At 72.5% G+C, this 18,137-nt stretch carries 21 protein-coding genes; 11 read left to right on the forward strand and 10 right to left on the reverse strand.

What is annotated here, in order from left to right; translation table 11 throughout:
- Positions 1–89: 89 nt before the first annotated feature.
- Together MON03_RS02975 and MON03_RS02980 are read right to left on the reverse strand one after the other, a co-directional pair.
- Entirely contained in the window at positions 90–266 is a 177-nt protein-coding gene (locus MON03_RS02975) for a hypothetical protein (RefSeq protein ID WP_022903036.1), read from the reverse strand.
- A complete protein-coding gene (locus MON03_RS02980) occupies positions 263–1,057 on the reverse strand; it encodes a class E sortase (protein ID WP_242090432.1) in 795 nt (264 codons plus the stop codon). The genes MON03_RS02975 and MON03_RS02980 overlap by 4 nt, the downstream gene beginning before the upstream one ends.
- Positions 1,058–1,151: 94 nt before the next feature.
- Here MON03_RS02980 and MON03_RS02985 point away from each other — a divergent pair, with 94 nt between their 5' ends.
- On the forward strand, positions 1,152–1,601 hold the full coding sequence (locus MON03_RS02985) for a GNAT family acetyltransferase (RefSeq protein WP_242090434.1): 450 nt from the start codon (positions 1,152–1,154) through the stop codon (positions 1,599–1,601).
- Between the two features lie 130 nt (positions 1,602–1,731).
- Here MON03_RS02985 and MON03_RS02990 read toward each other — a convergent pair whose 3' ends face one another.
- Complete coding sequence (locus MON03_RS02990; protein WP_242090436.1) at positions 1,732–2,709, reverse strand: EamA family transporter; 978 nt, start codon at positions 2,707–2,709, stop codon at positions 1,732–1,734.
- A 36-nt stretch (positions 2,710–2,745) separates the two neighbouring features.
- Here MON03_RS02990 and MON03_RS02995 point away from each other — a divergent pair, with 36 nt between their 5' ends.
- The 6 genes from MON03_RS02995 to MON03_RS03020 all read left to right on the forward strand — a co-directional run bounded on the left by MON03_RS02995 (position 2,746) and on the right by MON03_RS03020 (position 8,858).
- Positions 2,746–3,885, forward strand: a complete 1,140-nt coding sequence (locus tag MON03_RS02995; protein WP_242090439.1) for a CPBP family intramembrane glutamic endopeptidase — start codon at positions 2,746–2,748, stop codon at positions 3,883–3,885.
- A 10-nt stretch (positions 3,886–3,895) separates the two neighbouring features.
- Complete coding sequence (recQ, locus tag MON03_RS03000) at positions 3,896–5,737, forward strand: DNA helicase RecQ (protein ID WP_175327396.1); 1,842 nt, start codon at positions 3,896–3,898, stop codon at positions 5,735–5,737.
- A 105-nt stretch (positions 5,738–5,842) separates the two neighbouring features.
- Positions 5,843–6,589, forward strand: coding sequence for a lysophospholipid acyltransferase family protein (locus tag MON03_RS03005; protein ID WP_242090441.1), 747 nt, complete (start codon positions 5,843–5,845; stop codon positions 6,587–6,589).
- A 103-nt stretch (positions 6,590–6,692) separates the two neighbouring features.
- Positions 6,693–6,959 (forward strand): hypothetical protein, encoded by a 267-nt coding sequence (locus MON03_RS03010; RefSeq protein WP_242090443.1) that lies wholly within the window; start codon positions 6,693–6,695, stop codon positions 6,957–6,959.
- Between the two features lie 10 nt (positions 6,960–6,969).
- Entirely contained in the window at positions 6,970–7,950 is a 981-nt protein-coding gene (locus tag MON03_RS03015) for a M23 family metallopeptidase (RefSeq protein ID WP_242090446.1), read from the forward strand.
- A gap of 65 nt (positions 7,951–8,015) precedes the next feature.
- On the forward strand, positions 8,016–8,858 hold the full coding sequence (locus MON03_RS03020; RefSeq protein WP_242090448.1) for an NAD(P)-dependent oxidoreductase: 843 nt from the start codon (positions 8,016–8,018) through the stop codon (positions 8,856–8,858).
- A gap of 121 nt (positions 8,859–8,979) precedes the next feature.
- Here the strand turns inward: MON03_RS03020 and MON03_RS03025 are convergent, their stop codons facing one another.
- Entirely contained in the window at positions 8,980–9,192 is a 213-nt protein-coding gene (locus MON03_RS03025) for a hypothetical protein (RefSeq protein ID WP_022903235.1), read from the reverse strand.
- Positions 9,193–9,201: 9 nt separating this feature from the next.
- A complete protein-coding gene (locus MON03_RS03030) occupies positions 9,202–9,732 on the reverse strand; it encodes a MarR family winged helix-turn-helix transcriptional regulator (RefSeq protein ID WP_175327400.1) in 531 nt (176 codons plus the stop codon).
- A 131-nt stretch (positions 9,733–9,863) separates the two neighbouring features.
- Between MON03_RS03030 and MON03_RS03035 the strand changes: the two genes are divergently transcribed.
- Complete coding sequence (locus tag MON03_RS03035; protein ID WP_242090451.1) at positions 9,864–10,754, forward strand: alpha-E domain-containing protein; 891 nt, start codon at positions 9,864–9,866, stop codon at positions 10,752–10,754.
- A gap of 111 nt (positions 10,755–10,865) precedes the next feature.
- Here the strand turns inward: MON03_RS03035 and MON03_RS03040 are convergent, their stop codons facing one another.
- Both MON03_RS03040 and MON03_RS03045 read right to left on the reverse strand, forming a co-directional pair.
- Entirely contained in the window at positions 10,866–12,203 is a 1,338-nt protein-coding gene (locus MON03_RS03040) for an MFS transporter (protein ID WP_502798686.1), read from the reverse strand.
- 5 nt (positions 12,204–12,208) lie between these two features.
- Positions 12,209–12,640 (reverse strand): MarR family winged helix-turn-helix transcriptional regulator, encoded by a 432-nt coding sequence (locus MON03_RS03045; protein ID WP_175327402.1) that lies wholly within the window; start codon positions 12,638–12,640, stop codon positions 12,209–12,211.
- 131 nt (positions 12,641–12,771) lie between these two features.
- Between MON03_RS03045 and MON03_RS03050 the strand changes: the two genes are divergently transcribed.
- On the forward strand, positions 12,772–13,524 hold the full coding sequence (locus MON03_RS03050; protein WP_022902264.1) for an SDR family NAD(P)-dependent oxidoreductase: 753 nt from the start codon (positions 12,772–12,774) through the stop codon (positions 13,522–13,524).
- Positions 13,525–13,610: 86 nt separating this feature from the next.
- On the opposite strand, the gene MON03_RS03055 is transcribed toward MON03_RS03050, so the two are convergent.
- Genes MON03_RS03055 through MON03_RS03065 form a run of 3 tightly spaced genes read right to left on the reverse strand, consistent with a single transcriptional unit; the run spans position 13,611 to position 16,039 of the window.
- Positions 13,611–14,561, reverse strand: a complete 951-nt coding sequence (locus MON03_RS03055) for an acetamidase/formamidase family protein (RefSeq protein ID WP_242090454.1) — start codon at positions 14,559–14,561, stop codon at positions 13,611–13,613.
- A 59-nt stretch (positions 14,562–14,620) separates the two neighbouring features.
- A complete protein-coding gene (locus MON03_RS03060; protein ID WP_242090456.1) occupies positions 14,621–14,890 on the reverse strand; it encodes a hypothetical protein in 270 nt (89 codons plus the stop codon).
- 12 nt (positions 14,891–14,902) lie between these two features.
- A complete protein-coding gene (locus tag MON03_RS03065) occupies positions 14,903–16,039 on the reverse strand; it encodes an inorganic phosphate transporter (RefSeq protein ID WP_242090458.1) in 1,137 nt (378 codons plus the stop codon).
- Positions 16,040–16,138: 99 nt separating this feature from the next.
- Between MON03_RS03065 and MON03_RS03070 the strand changes: the two genes are divergently transcribed.
- Both MON03_RS03070 and lplAB read left to right on the forward strand, forming a co-directional pair.
- On the forward strand, positions 16,139–17,008 hold the full coding sequence (locus tag MON03_RS03070; protein WP_242090460.1) for an alpha/beta hydrolase: 870 nt from the start codon (positions 16,139–16,141) through the stop codon (positions 17,006–17,008).
- Positions 17,009–17,079: 71 nt separating this feature from the next.
- Entirely contained in the window at positions 17,080–18,129 is a 1,050-nt protein-coding gene (gene lplAB, locus MON03_RS03075; RefSeq protein WP_175327407.1) for a lipoate-protein ligase LplAB, read from the forward strand.
- Positions 18,130–18,137 lie beyond the last annotated feature (8 nt).

Below are 18,137 nucleotides of genomic sequence, written 5' to 3' on the forward strand. Positions count from 1 at the left end.
CCGCGTCCGTGTCCGCGTCCGTAACCGCGTCCGCGTCCGCGTCCGTAACCACGTCTGTGTCCGTAACCGCGTCTGTGTCCGTGTTCGCGTCAGGGTGACGGTGTCGAGTCGACGGTGCCGTCGGGTGGCGGCAGGATGTCGGCCGCGATCCACGGGAACACCCACGTGAAGAGCACGAACACGATCGCGGCGAGCAGGACGACCAGCTCGATCACCTTGAGCGCTGTCGGACCCGGCAGGATCCGCCACACGAGCGGGAAGATCACTTGGCGAGCTCCTTCGGCGTGCCCTCGGACACCGGCATCCAGTAGTCGAGCTTGGCGTGCACGACGTAGCGCTGGGCAGCGGACCACATCGGGTGGCAGGCCGTCAGCGTCAGCCAGCGGTCGTCGGCCGAGGGTTCGACCCCGGGCTTGTTCGGGACCGGCGCGATCGTCTCGATCTTGTCCGGGGTGACGATCTGCGAGTCCGTGACCTTGTAGACGTACCAGACGTCGAACTTCGTCGCCTTGTCGGTCACCCGCACCACGACCGCGTCGCCGTCCTGGAGGTCAGCGATCTGGTTGAGCGGCTTGCCGTACGTGACCCGGTGGCCCGCGACGGCGAAGTTGCCCTCGGCTCCGGGCATCGCGGTGTCCTGGTAGTGCCCGAGGCCGATGGTGTTGAGGACCTTCTCGCGGTCGGTGCCCTCGCCGATCGGGCGGTCGTAGTCCGCCCCGAACCGGGGGATCTGCATCGTGCCGAAGACGTCCTCGATGTCCTTCGGTTCCGCGAGCACCGGAGCCGGTCCGCGGTGCTCGGTGCCGCCGCGCGAGGGGGGTTCGACCTGACCGAGGCCCTCGACGAGCTTCGTCTGCCCCTGCACGGCCACGACATCGGTCCACCACGCCGTCCACACGACGTAGAGCCCGGTGCCCGCGCCTGCGATGATGAGGAGTTCGGCGATCAGCGAGACGATCGCGCCGCCGACGGTCTGGCGTCGTCGCGGGGAGCGGTGCGTGGGCGCGTCGCTCGCCTGGTCGCCGGAGCGCGACGGGATGGTGTCGTGCGCGGTCACGAGGCTCCTGATCCTGTGGTGGTTCGGACAGTTGTACCATCCCATGCCGACGGCAGGGTGTCGGCGCTCTCCACAGGACCGTTACCGTGTGGAGATGGAGCACGCCATCCGGCCGTTCGCCCGACCCGACACCGAGGCGGTCGTCGCGCTGTGGGAGGCGTGCGGGCTCGTCCGCCCGTGGAACGATCCGCGGCGGGACATCGAGCGCAAGCTCTCGGTGCAGCCGGAGCTCTTCCTCGTCGCCGTCGAGGCGGGCGACCGGTCCGTCGAGACCGTCGACCGGGTCGTCGCGGCGGGCATGGCCGGCTTCGACGGACACCGGGGCTGGGTGAACTACCTCGCCGTCCGTCCCGACCTGCAGGGCTCCGGGCTGGGTCGGCGGCTCATGGAGGAGTTCGAGCAGCGGCTCGCGGCGATGGGCTGCCCGAAGCTCAACCTGCAGGTGCGGGTCGGCAACGAGCAGGTCATCGGCTTCTACGAAGCGCTCGGGTACGCGGACGACCGCACGGTGTCGCTCGGCAAGCGCCTCATCCCCGACGCCTGACCGCCCGCCGCCGCCGCCCGCCGCCCGCCGCCGTGTGCCCGAGTCTCGCGCTGGGCGACCGTTCTCGCGGCCGTCCGCGCGAGAACGGTCGCTCACCCCGAGTCTCGCGGCCGCCCGGCGCCCGCCCGCCTCACACCAGCGCGAGCCCGACGGACGCGCCGAACGCCAGCACGATCCCGACGAGCTGGAGCGGCGTCAACCGCTCCCGCAGCACGACCCCCGCCAACACCACCGTCCCGATCGGGTAGAGCGCGTTCAGGACGCTCATCACCGGGAGCGTGAGGGGGTCGTCGCTCGAGTGCAAGCCGGCCTGCACGAAGACGTTCGCGAGCGCGTCGAAGAACCCGCACGCCACGACGGTCGCGACGAGCCGACCGGACCAGTGCGCCCGCCCCGCGGCCAGCAGGGGCACACGACCGACCGCAGCCGGCGCGGACAGCCGGCCCGGGCCTCCAGGCCGACCCGCGCCGTCACGTCGAACAGACGCGCCGGCGCCGCCACCTGCGTCCCCGCCTCCGCGCCGCACCACCACGACCGCGGCCACCCCGAGCAGCACCACCTGCAGCGCCCGCGCCACCACGAGCGGCGCCACGCCCGAGTCGGCGGGCGTCATGTCGTACGCCAGCACGATCCCACCGAACCCGCACCCCGCGACCGCCGCCGCGGCCACCCCTCGTGCCGTCAGCCGTGCCCCCGATGTGTCCCGCACGGAGGCCACGAGCACGACCGCCACCACCGCGACGACGAGCATGCCCACCGCGAGCGGCGAGAGCGCCGTCCCCCGGAGCACCGCGACCACGACCGGGACGCACGCGGCGAACACGGCGGTGACCGGCGAGAGGACGCTCATCGGCCCGATGGCGAGCGCCGTGTAGAGGAGGAGGACGGCCGCGCCGCCCGCGAGGCCCGCGACCGCGCCCCACACGACCGCACGGCCCGAGAACGCCGAGTCCACGACGACGAGCCCCACCAGGAGCGGCACGACCCCGACGAGCGCCGCCACCGCCGTGACGACGACGGGGCGGAGGCGACGCGAGGCGAGGCCGCCGAGGAAGTCGGCGAACCCGTAGACGAGGGCGCCGGACAGGCCGAGGACGACGGTGAGCACGGCTCCCATCCTGCCCGCACCGGTACCCTGCACGGCGTGAGCGTTCCCTACCAGCGACTTCCCCGCATCGATGGCCGGTGGCGGTGGTGGCGTCCGCTCGTGGCGCTGGCGGTCCTGGCGGGTTGGTACCTCGTGTCCCAGGTCCTCATCGTCATCGCGTTCACGATCCCGATCGGCGCGACCTCCGGGGCGGACGGCCTGATCGACTTCGAGCAGAAGCTCTCGAGCGGCGCGCTCGACCCGACGGACCCGCTGACGCTGTCGGTCTCGCTCGTGTCGCTCGTGGTGCTGCTCCCCGGGATCGTGGTCGCCGTGCGGATCGCGGGGCTCGGGCGGGGCGTCCTGTCGTCGGTGCGTTTCCGGGTCCGCTGGGGCTGGACCGCGTGGTGCCTGATCCCCACCCTCGTGATCGCGGCGATCATGTTCGCGGTGCAGGGTCTGCCGATGCTCACGCTGGACGGCGGCTTCGGTTGGGACCACGACGCCATCGGGCAGTCCACCGTCACGCTGTCGACCCTCGTGCTCACGATCGCCCTCGTCGTCGTGCTGGTGCCGTTCCAGGGCGCCGCCGAGGAGTACATCTTCCGCGGCTTCCTCATGCAGACGATCGCGTCGTGGATCCCGCGCCGCGCCGGGACCGTCATCGCGGTCGCGGTGTCGACGGTGGTCTTCGCCTCGCTGCACATCCCGAACGGCTACAACGTCTGGGGCATCCTCGACGTGGGGTCGTTCGGCCTCGTCGCCGCGATCATCGTGCTCCGCACCGGTGGGCTCGAGGCCACGGTCCTGCAGCACGCGTTCAACAACATCATGATCTTCGTGTTGCAGGCGCCGGGCTGGTCGAGGATCGACCTGCAGTCGCAGGACGCGAACGGCACCTGGCAGGGGTGGCTCGTCACGCTCGGCACGTCGCTGGCGTACTGGGGCATGGTGGAGCTCCTCGCGCGGTGGCGCCGCCTCGATCGTCGCTTCGCCGGGCGCGAAGCACCCCGCTTCCGCGGTCCGGTCCCCGCCTGGGCGGGCGGGTCGCGCTGGGTCCGGCCGGGAGGCACGGGCTGGGAAGGCGCGCCGACCCACGCCGACGGGGTGGCCGGGTCGGCAGACGCCGCGGACGCTCCGGGCGACGCCGGCGCGGGACCTGTGGACGCGACCGCGGGTGTCGCCGGCCGATCGTAGGCTTGGGGGCATGAGCACGACGGCCACGACCTCCCCGTCGCGGTCCGCCGCGCTCGACGTCCTGCACCGCGTGTGGGGCTACGACGACTTCCGCGGCGAGCAGGCCGCGATCATCGACCAGGTCGTCTCCGGCGGCGACGCCCTCGTGCTCATGCCGACCGGTGGCGGCAAGTCGCTCTGCTACCAGGTGCCCGCGCTCGTGCGGGACGGCGTCGGGGTCGTGGTGTCGCCGCTCATCGCGCTCATGCAGGACCAGGTCGACGCCCTCGCCGCCAACGGCGTGCGCGCGGCGTTCCTCAACTCGACGCAGGGGCCCGACGAGCGCGCCCGCGTCGAACAGGCCGTCGTGTCCGGGCAGGTCGACATGCTCTACCTCGCGCCCGAGCGGCTCCGGCTCGAGAGCACGCGGGCGCTGCTCGACCGTGCCCGCATCGCGCTGTTCGCCATCGACGAGGCACACTGCGTCGCCCAGTGGGGGCACGACTTCCGGCCGGACTACCTCGAACTGAGCGTCCTGCACGAGCGCTGGCCCGCGGTGCCCCGGATCGCGTTGACGGCCACGGCGACCCCGCAGACCCACCGCGAGATCTCCGCGCGCCTCGGCCTCGACGACGCCGCCCACTTCGTCGCCGACTTCGACCGGCCGAACATCCAGTACCGGATCGAGCCGAAGACCGGGGCGCTCCAGCAGCTGCTCACCTTCATCCGGACGGAGCACAGCGGCGACGCCGGCATCGTCTACTGCCTCTCGCGGAACTCCGTCGAACGCACCGCCGCGGCGCTGGCCGAGCAGGGCATCCCGGCGCTGCCGTACCACGCCGGCCTCGACGCCCGGGTGCGCGAGCGCAACCAGTCGACCTTCCTCCGCGAGGACGGCGTCGTCATGGTCGCGACGATCGCGTTCGGCATGGGGATCGACAAGCCGGACGTCCGCTTCGTGGCACACCTCGACCTGCCGAAGTCGGTCGAGGGCTACTACCAGGAGACCGGTCGTGCCGGCCGCGACGGACTGCCCTCGACCGCGTGGCTCGCCTACGGGCTGAACGACGTGGTGCAGCAGCGTCGGATGATCGACCAGTCCGAGGGCGACGCCGCGCACCGACGCCAGCTCAGCGCGCACCTCGACGCCATGCTCGCCCTCTGCGAGACCATCGAGTGCCGACGCGTCCGGCTGCTCGCCTACTTCGGGCAGGAGAGCACGGCGTGCGGCAACTGCGACACGTGCATCGCGCCGCCCGAGTCGTGGGACGGCACCGTGCCCGCGCAGAAGCTCCTGTCCACCGTGGTCCGGCTCGAGCGTGAGCGCGGCCAGCGGTACGGCGTCGCGCACCTCGTCGACATCCTCGTCGGCAAGCAGTCGCCGCGCGTGCAGGAACTCCGGCACGACTCGCTCGCGACGTTCGGCATCGGCGCCGACCTGTCCGAGGGGGAGTGGCGCACGGTGGCCCGGCAGCTCCTCGCGCAGGGGTTCATGGCGGTGTCGGGCGACGGCTACGGCACGATCATCCTCAGCACGACGAGCGCCGACGTCCTCGCCGGGCGGGTGGTGGTCCGCATGCGCCGCGACCCGGTGAAGAGCCCCCGAGCCGGCCGCTCGCGTCGTACGGTCGTGACGGACATGCCCCAGGAGGCGGTCGGGCTGTTCGAGGCCCTCCGGTCGTGGCGCGCGGCGCAGGCACGCGAACAGGGTGTGCCCGCCTACGTGGTGTTCAACGACGCCACGCTCCGGGGCATCGCGGCGGTGAAGCCGGCCGACGTGGACGAGCTCGGCGAGATCTCCGGTGTCGGCGCCGCGAAGCTCGAGCGGTACGGGCGTGCGGTGCTCGACGTCGTCGCTGCCGCTGCCGACTGACCGTTCTCCGCGCGCTGCGTCTGCACGCGTGGATCGCATGCCGTGTCGGGCATGTGCCGCGGAGGACGCTCATTACACTCGGAACCCCGTCACGAGGAGGCCCGGGTGTCCGGTTCGACGAAGTTCGCCACCGTGCTGAGCCGCGCTGTGGTCACACCGCTCGCGCGACTGCTGTGGCGCCCGCGGATCGTCGGTCGTCGGAACGTCCCGAAGCACGGCGCCGTCATCCTCGCGAGCAACCACCGTTCGTTCATCGACTCGCCCGCGATCACGCTCATGGCGCCGCGGAAGGTGTCGTTCCTCGCGAAGCAGGAGTACTTCACCGGGACCGGTCTCCGCGGTGCGGTGTCGCGAGCGTTCTTCGGCGGCATCGGCGCGATCGGCGTCGAGCGTGGTGCGGGGTCCGCGGCGCAGCACGCCCTGGACCTCGGGCTCGAACGACTCGAAGCGGGCGAGGCCTTCGCGATCTACCCCGAGGGCACCCGCTCGCTCGACGGTCGCCTGTACAAGGGCCGGACCGGTGTCGCCTGGCTGGCGCTCACGAGCGGTGCCCCCGTCGTCCCGGTCGCCCTGACCGGCACCGAGGACGTGCAGCCCGTCGGCTCGAAGGTCCCGCGGTTCGCGAAGGTGACGATCGAGTTCGGGAAGCCCCTCGACCTGTCGTCCTTCGGTGAGGCTTCGTCCGGCCGTGCTCGTCGCCATGCGACCGACGCCGTGATGGCCGCGATCCAGGAGCTCAGCGGGCAGGAGCCCGCGAACGCGTACAACAACCCGCCGGCCTCGATCGTCGAGCGCGTGAAGCAGGTCCTCCGTCGGGACGACCCCACGACCGCCGCCGTCGAGCCCGACTGAGTATTGCGCATACCAAATATCAGTGCTTCAATGGAGGCGTGCCGTCGGCACGCCGGACCGACCGAACGGTCCGCCCAACCGCACTGACCGGAAGGCAAGCAGCATGTCCTCCACACCCCTCTTCGACGCCGTCACCGCCCGTCGTCGCGAGCCCTCGCCGGCACCGTCCGCGTCCGTCCCGGCGTCGCTCGTCGCCGCGATCGACGCGATCCCACAGCGCCTGACCGCGGACCTCGGTGTCGGCCTCCCCGTCGCCGAGGAGCAGCTCGCCCTCGTCGAGGCCGTCGCCGACGCAGTGACCCGCGCGGTCGTGGACGCCGTGGCCGCGGAAGTCGAGCGGATCACCCGCGACGGCCGCGTCCGCGTCTGAGCCGCAGGTCGTGTCGAACCCGACCGAGCTCCCGACCCGTCGTTCCCGCCGAACGACGGACCGCGGGCGGACCCCCGAACCCACCGGGGCGGCGGTGTCCCCTCCTGCCGCCTCGGTGCTCCACCCCGAGCTCCCGACCCGCCGGGACGACCGGAGTACCGTGCTCCCGACCCGACGGAGCCTCCGCGCGGCCGAGCACGACGCCCGACGGCGCGATCGCGTCCGGGCGCTGACGGAGGCGGTCACCGTCCCGCTCCGCGTGGTCACCGTCCCGCTCCGCGTGGTCACCGTCCCGCTCCGCGTGGTCACCGGCACCGTGTCCTCCACGCGGGCGGTCCCCGTCACGGCGACGGCGGTCGCGGCGTGCATGGTCGTGGCGCTCGGGTCGCCGCAGTCCGCCCTCGCCGCGACGCCCCAGGTCGTGACGCCGGGCGTCGGCGCCGTCGGGCAGCAGTACGTCGCTCCCGACGGCAGCACCGTCGTCGGTCACCGTGACACCTTCGGCGTGGCCCTCGTCCGGCCCGTGCCCGAGCCCACCCGTGCCACGGCGGCGGCTCGTCCCGCCACACCGCGTCCCGCCGCGTCCGGTGTCGTCCGGCCCGTCGTGGGCACCGTGCCCGTGGCCGGCGGTTTCGGTGGCCGCCAGGTCGTGGGCTGCGGCGCCTGCTCGACCGACCACCAGGGTCTCGACTTCGCCGCTGCCGAGGGCACGCCGGTCGTGGCCGTCCTGCCCGGTCGGGTCCTCGCCGCCGGGGTCCTCGGCGGGTACGGCAACCAGGTCCTCGTGCAGCACGCCGACGGAACGCAGACACGGTCCGCGCACCTCTCCCGCATCGACGTCGTCCCCGGGCAGACCGTCGCCGCGGGTCAGCAGCTCGGTGCCGTCGGCAGCACCGGTGTCTCGACGGGTCCACACCTGCACTTCGAGGTGCTCGTCGACAGTGTGCCGGTCGACCCGGCGGCTTGGCTCGCGGCCCGGGGCATCCGCTGATCGGAGCGGCGTAGCGTCGGATCGGTCGCGGCACGGTGCCGCACAGGACGGAGGCGCTCGTGCGCGTGTCGGTGTTGGGAACGGGTGCGATGGGTGCCGGTGTCGCGGGGTCGCTCCGCCGGGCAGGGCACGACGTGACGGTGTGGAACCGGACCCGCGAGCGGGCCGAGCCGCTCGCCGACGCCGGGGCGACCGTCGTGGACACCCCCTCGGAGGCGGTCGCGGACGCCGAGGTCGTGCTCCTCACGCTGTTCGACACCGACGCCGTGGTCGACGTCCTCGAGCAGGCAGCCGGGGACGCTCCCGAGGAAGCCGTCTGGGTCCAGGCCTCGACGATCGGCACCGCGGGGACCGAGACGGTCGTGCAGCTCGCGGCCAAGTACGACATCACCCTGGTGGAGGCGATGATGCTCGGCACCAAGGCCCCCGCCGAGCAGGGCAAGCTGACGCTCCTCGCCGCCGGACCGGCCGACGTGCTGGACGGGCTCGGCTCCGTGTTCGAGGCGATCGCGGTGAAGACCGTCCGCGCGGGCGAGCAGGTCGGGCAGGGCACCGCGCTCAAGCTCGCGGCGAACGCCTGGATCGCCTCCATCACCGCCGCGACCGGACAGTCCCTCGCGATCGCGCGGTCCCTGGGTCTCGACCCGGCCCTCTTCCTCGAGGCCATCGACGGCAGCGCCAGCGACTCGCCGTACGCCCACACCAAGGGGGAGTCGATGATCGAGGGCACCTTCCCCGCGCAGTTCGCGCTCGACGGGCTGCGGAAGGACATCGGGCTCATCACGGAGGCCGCGCGCGCTGCAGGCGTCTCGACGGTGCTGCTCGAGGCGCTCGGCCGGGTCTACGCCGACGCGAGTGCGGCGGGCCACGGCGGCGACGACATCGCGGCGGTCGGCACCGCCTTCTGAGCGGCTGAGCCGAGCCCGGCGACGGCTGAGCCGGGCCCGGCGACGGCACGGGCCCGGTTCCCCGCGAGGGGCGCAGGACGACGTCGTGACGCCAGCGCGCCGTAGCGCCGCCGGAACCGCCTCAGCGCCGCCGGAACCAGCGTCGGACCGCGCCCGAGAGCCGACCGACGGCCTCGTCGTTCATCGTGTTCGCCAGGTCGAAGGCCTCGCGCGTGGGGTCGGCGCCCGCTCGGATGCGACGGAGCGCGGCGTCCGCCCGGGCACGCGCGTCGAGCTCGGCGAGCGGCATGTCGTCCTCGGGGTCGTGCCCCTCGGTACTCGCCGCCGTCGTCATGCGGTGAGGCTACGCGACGGCGACGTCGTCCGCCTGGGACTCCTCCGGCGCGATGTGGTCGACCACCCGGGTCATGTCCTCGAGGAAGGCGACGATCACCCGGATGTCCCGTTCGTCGAGGGTCGAGGCCACAGCGGCGCCGCTGTCGTCGAGCTGGTCGAGGACGCTCAGCGCCTGACGCATCGACTCGCCGGACGCCGTGAGGAACACCCCGCGACGGTCGTGCGGATCGGGGTGGCGTTCGACGTGACCGCTCCGGACGAGCCGGTCGACGAGCGCCGAGGTCGAGGCCGCGGTGATGCCGAGCTCCTCGGCGAGTTGCTTCGAGTTGACGTGCCGCCCGGCCTGTTCGGCATCGAGCAGCACCCGGAGCGCGAGCAGGGCGTTCTCCCCGACGCCGAGCGCTTCGCGGGCGCGACGCTGTGCGGCGTTCTCGGCGCTGCGGTACCGCCGGAGGGCGTTCAGCACGTCGACCGCGTCGACCCTCGTGCGCTCGTCGTACCAGAACCCCGCGGAGTCTCGTGCTTCCTCGGTGGTCATACCACGATGCTAGACGCTCTAGTTAGATTGTCTAGCGAACACGCGTCGATCGGCCATGCAACACCGGTGACGCGCGCCCGAAACACTCCGGCAACGACCGCTCAGTAGGTTCGCCGCATGCGGGTGCGGACGTGCTGAGCCATCTCGCCGGGAGCGTCTACCGCCTCGGCGCCGCCGTCGAGCACACCGACGTCGTCGCCCGGCTCCTCGACGTCTACGTCGTCCGACGACAAGCGGTGGCCGGCGCGCAGGCCCAGGACGTCTCGGCGGCGCTCCGCGCGGTGGTCGGGGCCACGGTGCTCCGGGACACCGAACCGGCCGTGACGCTCGACGCGCTCGCGCTCGACCGGCACGAGCCCGCGTCCATCGCGAGCGCCGTCGCCGTCGCACGCGACAGCGCCCGGAGGGCTCGCGAGGTCGTCTCCACCGAGCTCTGGGACTGCCTCGACGTGACGAGGTCCCGGATGCCCCGCAAGGTCGGCGGTGACCGGGCCCACGACTTCCTCACCTGGGCGAAGGAGCGGAGCGCCCTGGCCGTCGGGGTCGTCGACGGCGACGCCAGCCGCGACGAGGTCTGGGCGTTCTTCACGCTCGGCCGCTCGATCACCCGCTGCCGGTCGACCGCGGCGCTGCTCGGGTCGGCGCTCCTCGACGACGAGTCCGCGGACTCCTGGTCGGACGCGCTGCGCGGGTGCGGCGCGCGCGAGGCGTTCCGCCGTGGGTCCCACCCCGAGGTCGAGCCGGCCGAGGCCGCGGCGTTCCTCCTCCTCGACACCAACAGCCCGCGTGCGCTGGCGTTCCTCGCGCACCGCGCCGCGGACGGCCTGGCCGGGGTGGCGCCGGCCTGCGTGGCCGAGCAGGTGGCCGGGTTCCGCCGGGCCGTCGCGGCCCTGGACGCGGTCGCACCGGGCGATGCGCTCGCGGCGCTCGCCGGGGTCACGGCGCAGCTGGCCTCCGCGGCGGCGGCCGTCGACGCCGCGCTCGAGGAGCGCGTCTTCCAGGCACCCGCTCCCGTCTCCTGACCCGGGTGCCGGACAGGTCCGTCCACCGGCCTGGAGGCGCGTGGCGGCGCCGCACCGTGCCTCCAGGCCGGCGGCGCGCACCGTCGGTCAGCGTGTGACGCGACCCGTCCGTCAGACGCCGCTGGACCGGTTGGCGACGGCTTCGTCACGGGAGAGCTCCTGACGGAAGGCGGCGCGTGCCGCGCGCGGGCCGACGACCGGCACCGCGTGCGTCACCGCGAGGTGCAGTCGTGTGTCCGCGTCGTAGCGGAGGCGGAACCGCTCGAACCGGACGAGCCAGACCAGGGCGATCGCCAGGGCGACGAACCCGGACGTCGCGCCGACCCCGATCGCCCACCGCGGTCCCCAGGCGTCCGCGATGGCGCCGACGATCGGCGCGCCGATCGGGGTGCCGCCCGCGAAGATCGCCATGTAGAGCGCCATCACGCGGCCGCGCATCGCGGGCTCGGTGGTGGTCTGCACGAGCGCGTTCGCGGTCGTCATGAAGGTCAGGGACGCGAGCCCGACGAACACGAGGACGACCGCGAAGCTCCAGTACGTCGGCGCGAAGGCCGCGGCGGTGCACGCGAGACCGAACCCGGCGGAGGCGATGACGAGCGTGCGCATCCGCGGACGCTCCCGGCGTGCCGACAGCAGGGCGCCGAGCACGGAGCCGATCGCCATGACCGAGTTGAGCAGGCCGAACTCGCCGGCGCCCCGGTGGAACTCGACCTTGGCCATCGTCGAGGTGAAGATCGGGAAGTTCACGCCGAACGTCCCCACGACGAAGATCATGCAGAGCACGACGATGATGTCCGGTCGGGTCCGCACGTAGCGGAAGCCCGCCACGATCTGGCCCTTGCCGCGCTTCGGCCGGACGCGCTCGGCGAGCTGTGCGGGGTCGACGAACCGCAGCGCGACGAGGACGGCCAGGAACGACCCGGCGTTGATCACGAACACCCAGCCGGAGCCGATCGCGGCGATGAGTACCCCGGCGACGGCGGGGCCGATGAGCCGGGCGGCGTTGAACGAGGCGGAGTTGAGCGCGACGGCGTTGGCGACGTCGCCGCCCTGCACGACGTCGGACACGAAGGCCTGGCGGACCGGGGTGTCGAACGCGGCGACGATGCCGAGTGCGAGGGCGAACCCGTAGAGCGACAACAGGGTCGCGGTGTGGGTGAGCACCATGACGCCGAGCCCGAGTCCGAGCGCGCCCATGAGGCCCTGGGTCAGCATGAGCACCATGCGGCGGTCGAACCGGTCCGCGACGAGCCCGGTGAGGGGGAGGAGGAGCAGCTGCGGCCCGAACTGGAGGGCCATCGTGACGCCCACGGCGACGGCGTTGTTGTCGGACAGTTGGGTGAGGACGATCCAGTCCTGTGCCGTGCGCTGCATCCAGGTGCCGACGTTGGACACCAGGGCACCGGCGAACCAGATGCGGTAGTTGCGTCCCGCCAGGGACCGGAACATGGCCGTCACTGTTGTGCGAGCCTCCTCATGATCTCGGTGGCCTCGGTGAGCGTCGCGCGCTCCGCCGGGGTGAGCGCCGTCAGACGCGGGGTGAGCCAGTCGTCGCGGCGCCGTCGGGTCTCCTCGACGAAGGCCGCGCCCGTTGCGGTCGCGCCGATGAGGACCTTGCGGCGGTCGTCGCCGTGCAGGTGCTTCGACACGAGGCCGCGGTCCATCAGGACGGCCACGGTCTTGGTCATCGACGGCGGGGTGACGCCGTCCTGCCGGCTGAGGTCGGCGAGGGTCATCGCCCCGTCGCGGTGGAGTCGGGCGAGGGCGGAGAACTGCGCGTCCGTGACGGTCGTGTCCGCCTTCTGGTTGCGCAGGGTCCGCGAGAGGCGGTTCACGGCGATCCGGAGGTCCGTCGCGAGCGACGGACGGGTGGCGAGGGCGGGCATGGTCGTTAGCCTATCAAATTAGTTCAGCGAACGAACTGGTTCCGCGCCGGGCGGACGGGAATGCGTGTCACCGGTGTACCGTTCGGACTGTAGACAACAGGTGTTGTTCAGAACGAAGGGAGCAGGAGCACATGTCCGAGTTCGAGGGCAAGGTCGCCGTCGTCACCGGTGGTGGCAGCGGCATCGGCGAAGCGATCGCGAAGGAGCTCGCCGCGGCGGGCGCAGCGGTCGTCGTCACCGACGTCAACGAGGACGCTGCGCGGCGCGTGGTGTCCGAGATCGAAGCGGCCGGCGGGACCGCGAGCGCGTTCGAGGCCGACTCCGCGCTCGCCGCCGACAACGAGCGGATGGTGCAGTTCGCCGTCGACACGTACGGCGCGCTCCACCTCGCCGTGAACAACGCCGGCATCGGCGCCGCTCCGCAGCCGATCGGCGAGTACGACGTCGCCGCCTGGGACCGCGTGCGTGCGGTGGACCTCGACGGCGTCTTCTACGGCCTCCGCTACGAGATCCCGGCGATGCTCGCGGCCGGCGGCGGGGCGATCGTGAACATGGCCTCCGTGCTCGGCTCGGTCGGCATCGCGCAGAACGCCGCCTACGTCGCGTCGAAGCACGCGCTCGTCGGGCTCACCAAGGTCGCCGCGCTCGAGTACACGGCGCAGGGCGTCCGCACGAACGCGGTCGGTCCGGGCTTCATCGACACGCCGCTCGTGCGGTCGTCGTTGTCGGCCGAGGCCCTCTCCGCCCTCGAGCAGGAGCACGCGGCCGGCCGGCTCGGCACCGACACCGAGGTCGCGGCGCTCGTGCTGTTCCTCCTGAGCGACAAGGCGTCGTTCATCAGCGGGAGCTACCACCTGGTGGACGGCGGCTACAGCGCCCACTGACGTGGGCAGACGGACGGGAGGCCCGGATCACGTGACCGGCGTCGGTCGCGTGATCCGGGCCTCCAGTCCGTCCGCGTCGCGGTGCGTCAGCGCGCCACCGCGACCGCATCGCGACTGATCGCCCCCTCGGGGAGCAGGGCGTGGACACCCCAGGTGCGGTTCGCGACCTGGGTGATGCGCATGCTCACCGCAACGCTCACCATCGCGAGCGCCTCGGCGCGGCCGATGTCGAACAGGCCGGCGATCCAGTCCACCATCGCGTCGAGCGCGATCGTCGTGGCGGTGTTGAGGTCCGGGTCGAAGCCGAACGTGATCCGTCCGGCCGGGGTGTCCGCGTGGATGCCGGCGACCGGTGTCTCGTCGAGCAGCGACAGCGTCATCGTGGTGGTCATCCCGCACTCGATCGCCGTCCCGGACACCTCGCCGTCCCCCTGCGCCGCGTGGCCGTCGCCGACCCAGAGCAGGGCGTCCGGCACGGTGACCGGCAGGAACAGCGTCGACCCGGCGACGAGCTCCCGGCAGTCGACGTTGCCACCGCCGACCGGCCGCGGGGGGATCGTCGAGTGCTCGCCGGTCGGCTCCGGGGGCAGGCCGACGACCCCGAGGAACGGTGCCGTCCGGACCGCGAGCCCGAGCTGGTTGACCGCCCGGCCCGCGGCAGCGTCGACGTCCCACAGCAGCGGGCCGCGGGACGCCGGGTCCGTCAGACCGAGGGCTCGGTTGACGGGTGTGTCCACGCCGCCGGAGCCGGTGTAGCCCCAGTCGTCCGGCACGAGGTCGTCGAAGTGCACGGCGAGCACCTGACCCGGACGAGCGCCGGCCACCGCGACCGGTCCCACGAGGCAGTGACCGCGTCGGGACGGCAGGAGCGTCGGCGCCTCGGCTCCGGGCTCGGGCTGGCGCTCGGTGTAGCCCGCGGCGCTCAGTGTCCGGACCGTGACGGTGTCGCCCTGTTCGACCCGGAGCACCGGAGGACGCTCGGCGTCGAACACGTCGGTGACGGTGGCGGGCGTGGCGTCGATGCGGTGTGAGGTCACCGGTCGATCCTCGCACCTCGGCCCGCAGCCGAGCGGGCCCTGCCGGTGGGCAGCGCTCGTCAGTGGAACTGCGGGATGGTCAGCCAGATCCCGAACAACACCGCAGCACCGCACACCGCGAAGCACGTCCACGCACCGACCACCGCGGCGGCGGGCGTGTGCCCGGAGCGCGGGGTCTCCTCCGAGTACTGCGTCCGCTCGCCGCCCGCGTCGACCGGCTGCCCCGTCCCGAGCAGCCGCAGCCCGAGCGTGTAGAGGAGCACCACACCCACCGCTGCGACGAACCCCACCCACGCGACCGTCGCGATCGCACCGAAGTCGATGTCCATCTCGTCCTCCGATCAGGCGGCCACCGGCTGCGACGCCGGCTGGTCCTCGTTGACGTTGTCCTGCGTCACCGGTTTGCGGCGCGCCAGGACGAAGAAGCCGATCCCGGCCGCGAGGGCCAGCGCGGCGACGACCACCAGGCCGATGGTCGAGGTCGCCGCGACCGCGGTGGCGAGGGCGCCGACCACCGCAGCGGCGGGCAGCGTGATGACCCACGCGACCACGATCCGGCCGACGACCGACCAGTGCACGTCGGCGAGCTTCTTGCCGAGTCCGGACCCGATCACCGAGCCGCTCGTCACGTGCGTCGTCGAGAGGGCGAACCCGAGGTGCGACGACACCAGGATCGTGGCCGCCGAGCTCGCCTCGGCGGCGAAGCCCTGCGGCGACTGCACGTCCGAGATCTTCTTGCCGACGGTGCGCATGATGCGCCAGCCGCCCATGTACGTCCCGAGGCCGATCGCGAGCCCGCACGCCAGGATCACCCAGAGCGCCGGCCCGCTGCCGGACGGCTGGTAGTCCGCGGCGACGAGGGTCAGGGTGATGACGCCCATCGTCTTCTGTGCGTCGTTCGTGCCGTGGGCGAGCGAGACGAGCGACGCGGAGATCGTCTGGCCGTGCCGGAAGCCGGTCGCGGCACCGTGCGTGGTCGCGTTCTTCGTCAGGGAGTACGCCAGGTAGGTCGCGACGAGCGCGATGACGCCCGCGATGACCGGGGAGAGCAGGGCCGGTAGCACGACCTTCGACACGACGGTCGCCCAGTCGACGGAGTTGAGCCCGGCGCCGATGATGGACGCGCCGATGAGGCCGCCGAACAGTGCGTGCGTGGACGACGACGGCAGGCCGAAGTACCACGTGGCGAGGTTCCAGAGCACGGCACCGACGAGCCCCGCGAAGATCATGACCGGGGAGATGTGGATGCCGTCCTGGCCCTCGCGGATGATGCCCTGCGAGACGGTCTTGGCGACCTCGGTGGAGAGGAACGCGCCGACCACGTTGAGGACGGCGGAGATGAGCACGGCGGTCCGGGGCTTGAGGGCTCCGGTGGCGACCGAGGTGGCCATGGCGTTCGCGGTGTCGTGGAAGCCGTTCGTGAAGTCGAACACGAGGGCCACCACGATCACCAGCACGACGGTGACGAGGACGTCCATGCGCGACAACGGTAGGCCGGCTCGGAACCCGCTGCGTGAACGCCGGGTGAACACGTCACGGAACCCGTGCGGCGCCCGGCCGTCTGCGAGGATGCAGAGGTGCCGACCTTCTCCGCAGCCCGAGGGGACTCCTCGTTCACCGACGCGCACGGCGTCGAGATCGTCTACTCCACCTGGCGTGCCGGCAAGCCGAAGGGCATCGTGCAGATCGCGCACGGCGTCGGCGAGCACTCGCTGCGGTACGAGCCGCTCGCGCAGGACCTCGTCCGCGCCGGGTGGACGGTGGTCGCGAACGACCACCGCGGGCACGGCCGCACCGGGCTCGCGCAGTGGGACGGCGACCACGCCAGGCTCGGCCGGCTCGGACCCGGGGGCCTGCGGGCAGCCATCGCCGCGGTCGAGCAGCTGACCGCCCTCGCCCGGGAGGACACGCCGGGGGTGCCGCTCGTGCTGCTCGGGCACTCGTGGGGGTCGCTCATGGCGCAGCGGATCGTGAACACGTCGAGCGCGCGCTACGACGGGATCGTGCTCTCCGCCACGGCGTACCGGCTGCCCGGGTGGATGAACAGCGGCGACCTGAACGCCCGGTTCGCCGGGTCCGGTCCGACGAAGTACGAGTGGATCAGTCGCGACCGGGCGGTGATCGACGCGATCGGGCTGGACCCGCTCGCGGTCGAGGCCGACGTCATCAAGCTCTTCGGTCTCCCGGACACCCTGCGGCTGCTCGGGGTGCCGCGTCGGGGCATCCCGCACGACCTCCCGATGCTGCTGCAGGTCGGATCCGACGACACCCTCGGCGGCCCACGGTCCGTCGAGCGCCTGGCCCGGGCGTACCGGACGCGCGGGAAGCTGTCGGACGTCGAGGTCCGGGTCTACGAGGGCGCACGGCACGAGGTCTACAACGAGACCAACCGGGACGAGGTGGTCGGGGACCTGCTCGGGTGGCTGGGGCGCGCGGTCGCGCGCTGACGCGGCCTGGAGGCCCGTGGCGGGCCCGCCACGCGCCTCCAGGCCGTCGCGTCGCGGCGTAGGCTCGTCGCGTGCACGGTGAGTACAAGGTCCCAGGCGGGAAGCTGGTCGTCGTCGACCTCGAGGTCGTCGACGGGAAGATCCGCGAGTTCCGGCTCGCCGGCGACTTCTTCCTCGAGCCCGACGACGCGCTGCCGCTCATCGACCAGGCCGTGGACGGCCTGCCCGCCGCGACCGACGCAGCCGGCATCGCCGCTGCCGTGCGGGGTGCGCTGCCCGACGGGGCGCAGCTCCTCGGCTTCACGCCGGAGTCCGTCGGCGTCGCGGTCCGCCGGGCGCTCTCGCGGGCGTCGTCGTGGCTGGACCACGACTGGGAGGTCATCCACGAGGGGCCGATCTCCCCGAACGAGCACCTCGCGCTCGACCAGGTCCTCACGGAGGAGGTCGGCGCAGGTCGCCGCGGACCGACCCTCCGCATCTGGGAGTGGGACGAGTCCGCCGTCGTCATCGGGTCGTTCCAGTCCCTCCGGAACGAGGTCGACCCCGAGGGTGCCGCGAAGTACGGCGTGCAGGTCGTCCGTCGCATCTCCGGCGGCGGCGCGATGTTCATGGAGGCGGGCGCGATCATCTCGTACTCGCTGTACGTGCCGGCCGACCTCGTGCAGGGCATGACCTTCGCCGACTCGTACGCCTACCTCGACGAGTGGGTGATCGAGGCGCTGAAGTCGCTCGGCATCGACGCGTACTACCAGCCGCTCAACGACATCACCTCGGCGAAGGGCAAGATCGGCGGGGCCGCCCAGAAGCGCCTCGGCACCGGTGCCGTGCTGCACCACGCGACCATGAGCTACGACATGGACGGCCAGAAGATGGTCGAGGTGCTCCGGATCGGTCGCGAGAAGATGAGCGACAAGGGCACGACCTCGGCGGCGAAGCGGGTCGACCCCCTGCGGTCGCAGACCGGCCTGTCCCGGGCGGAGATCATCGACCGCCTCGTCGACACGTTCACGAAGCGCTACGGGGCGCACGAGGGGCACGTGACCGAGGCCGAGCGGCAGCGGGCGCACGAGCTCATCGAGACGAAGTTCGCGACGAAGGAGTGGCTCGAGCGGGTGCCGTGAGCTCGGGC

Origin of the sequence: Curtobacterium sp. DN_7.5 (assembly GCF_022655355.1) — a bacterium.
GTDB classification, from domain to species: domain Bacteria; phylum Actinomycetota; class Actinomycetes; order Actinomycetales; family Microbacteriaceae; genus Curtobacterium; species Curtobacterium luteum.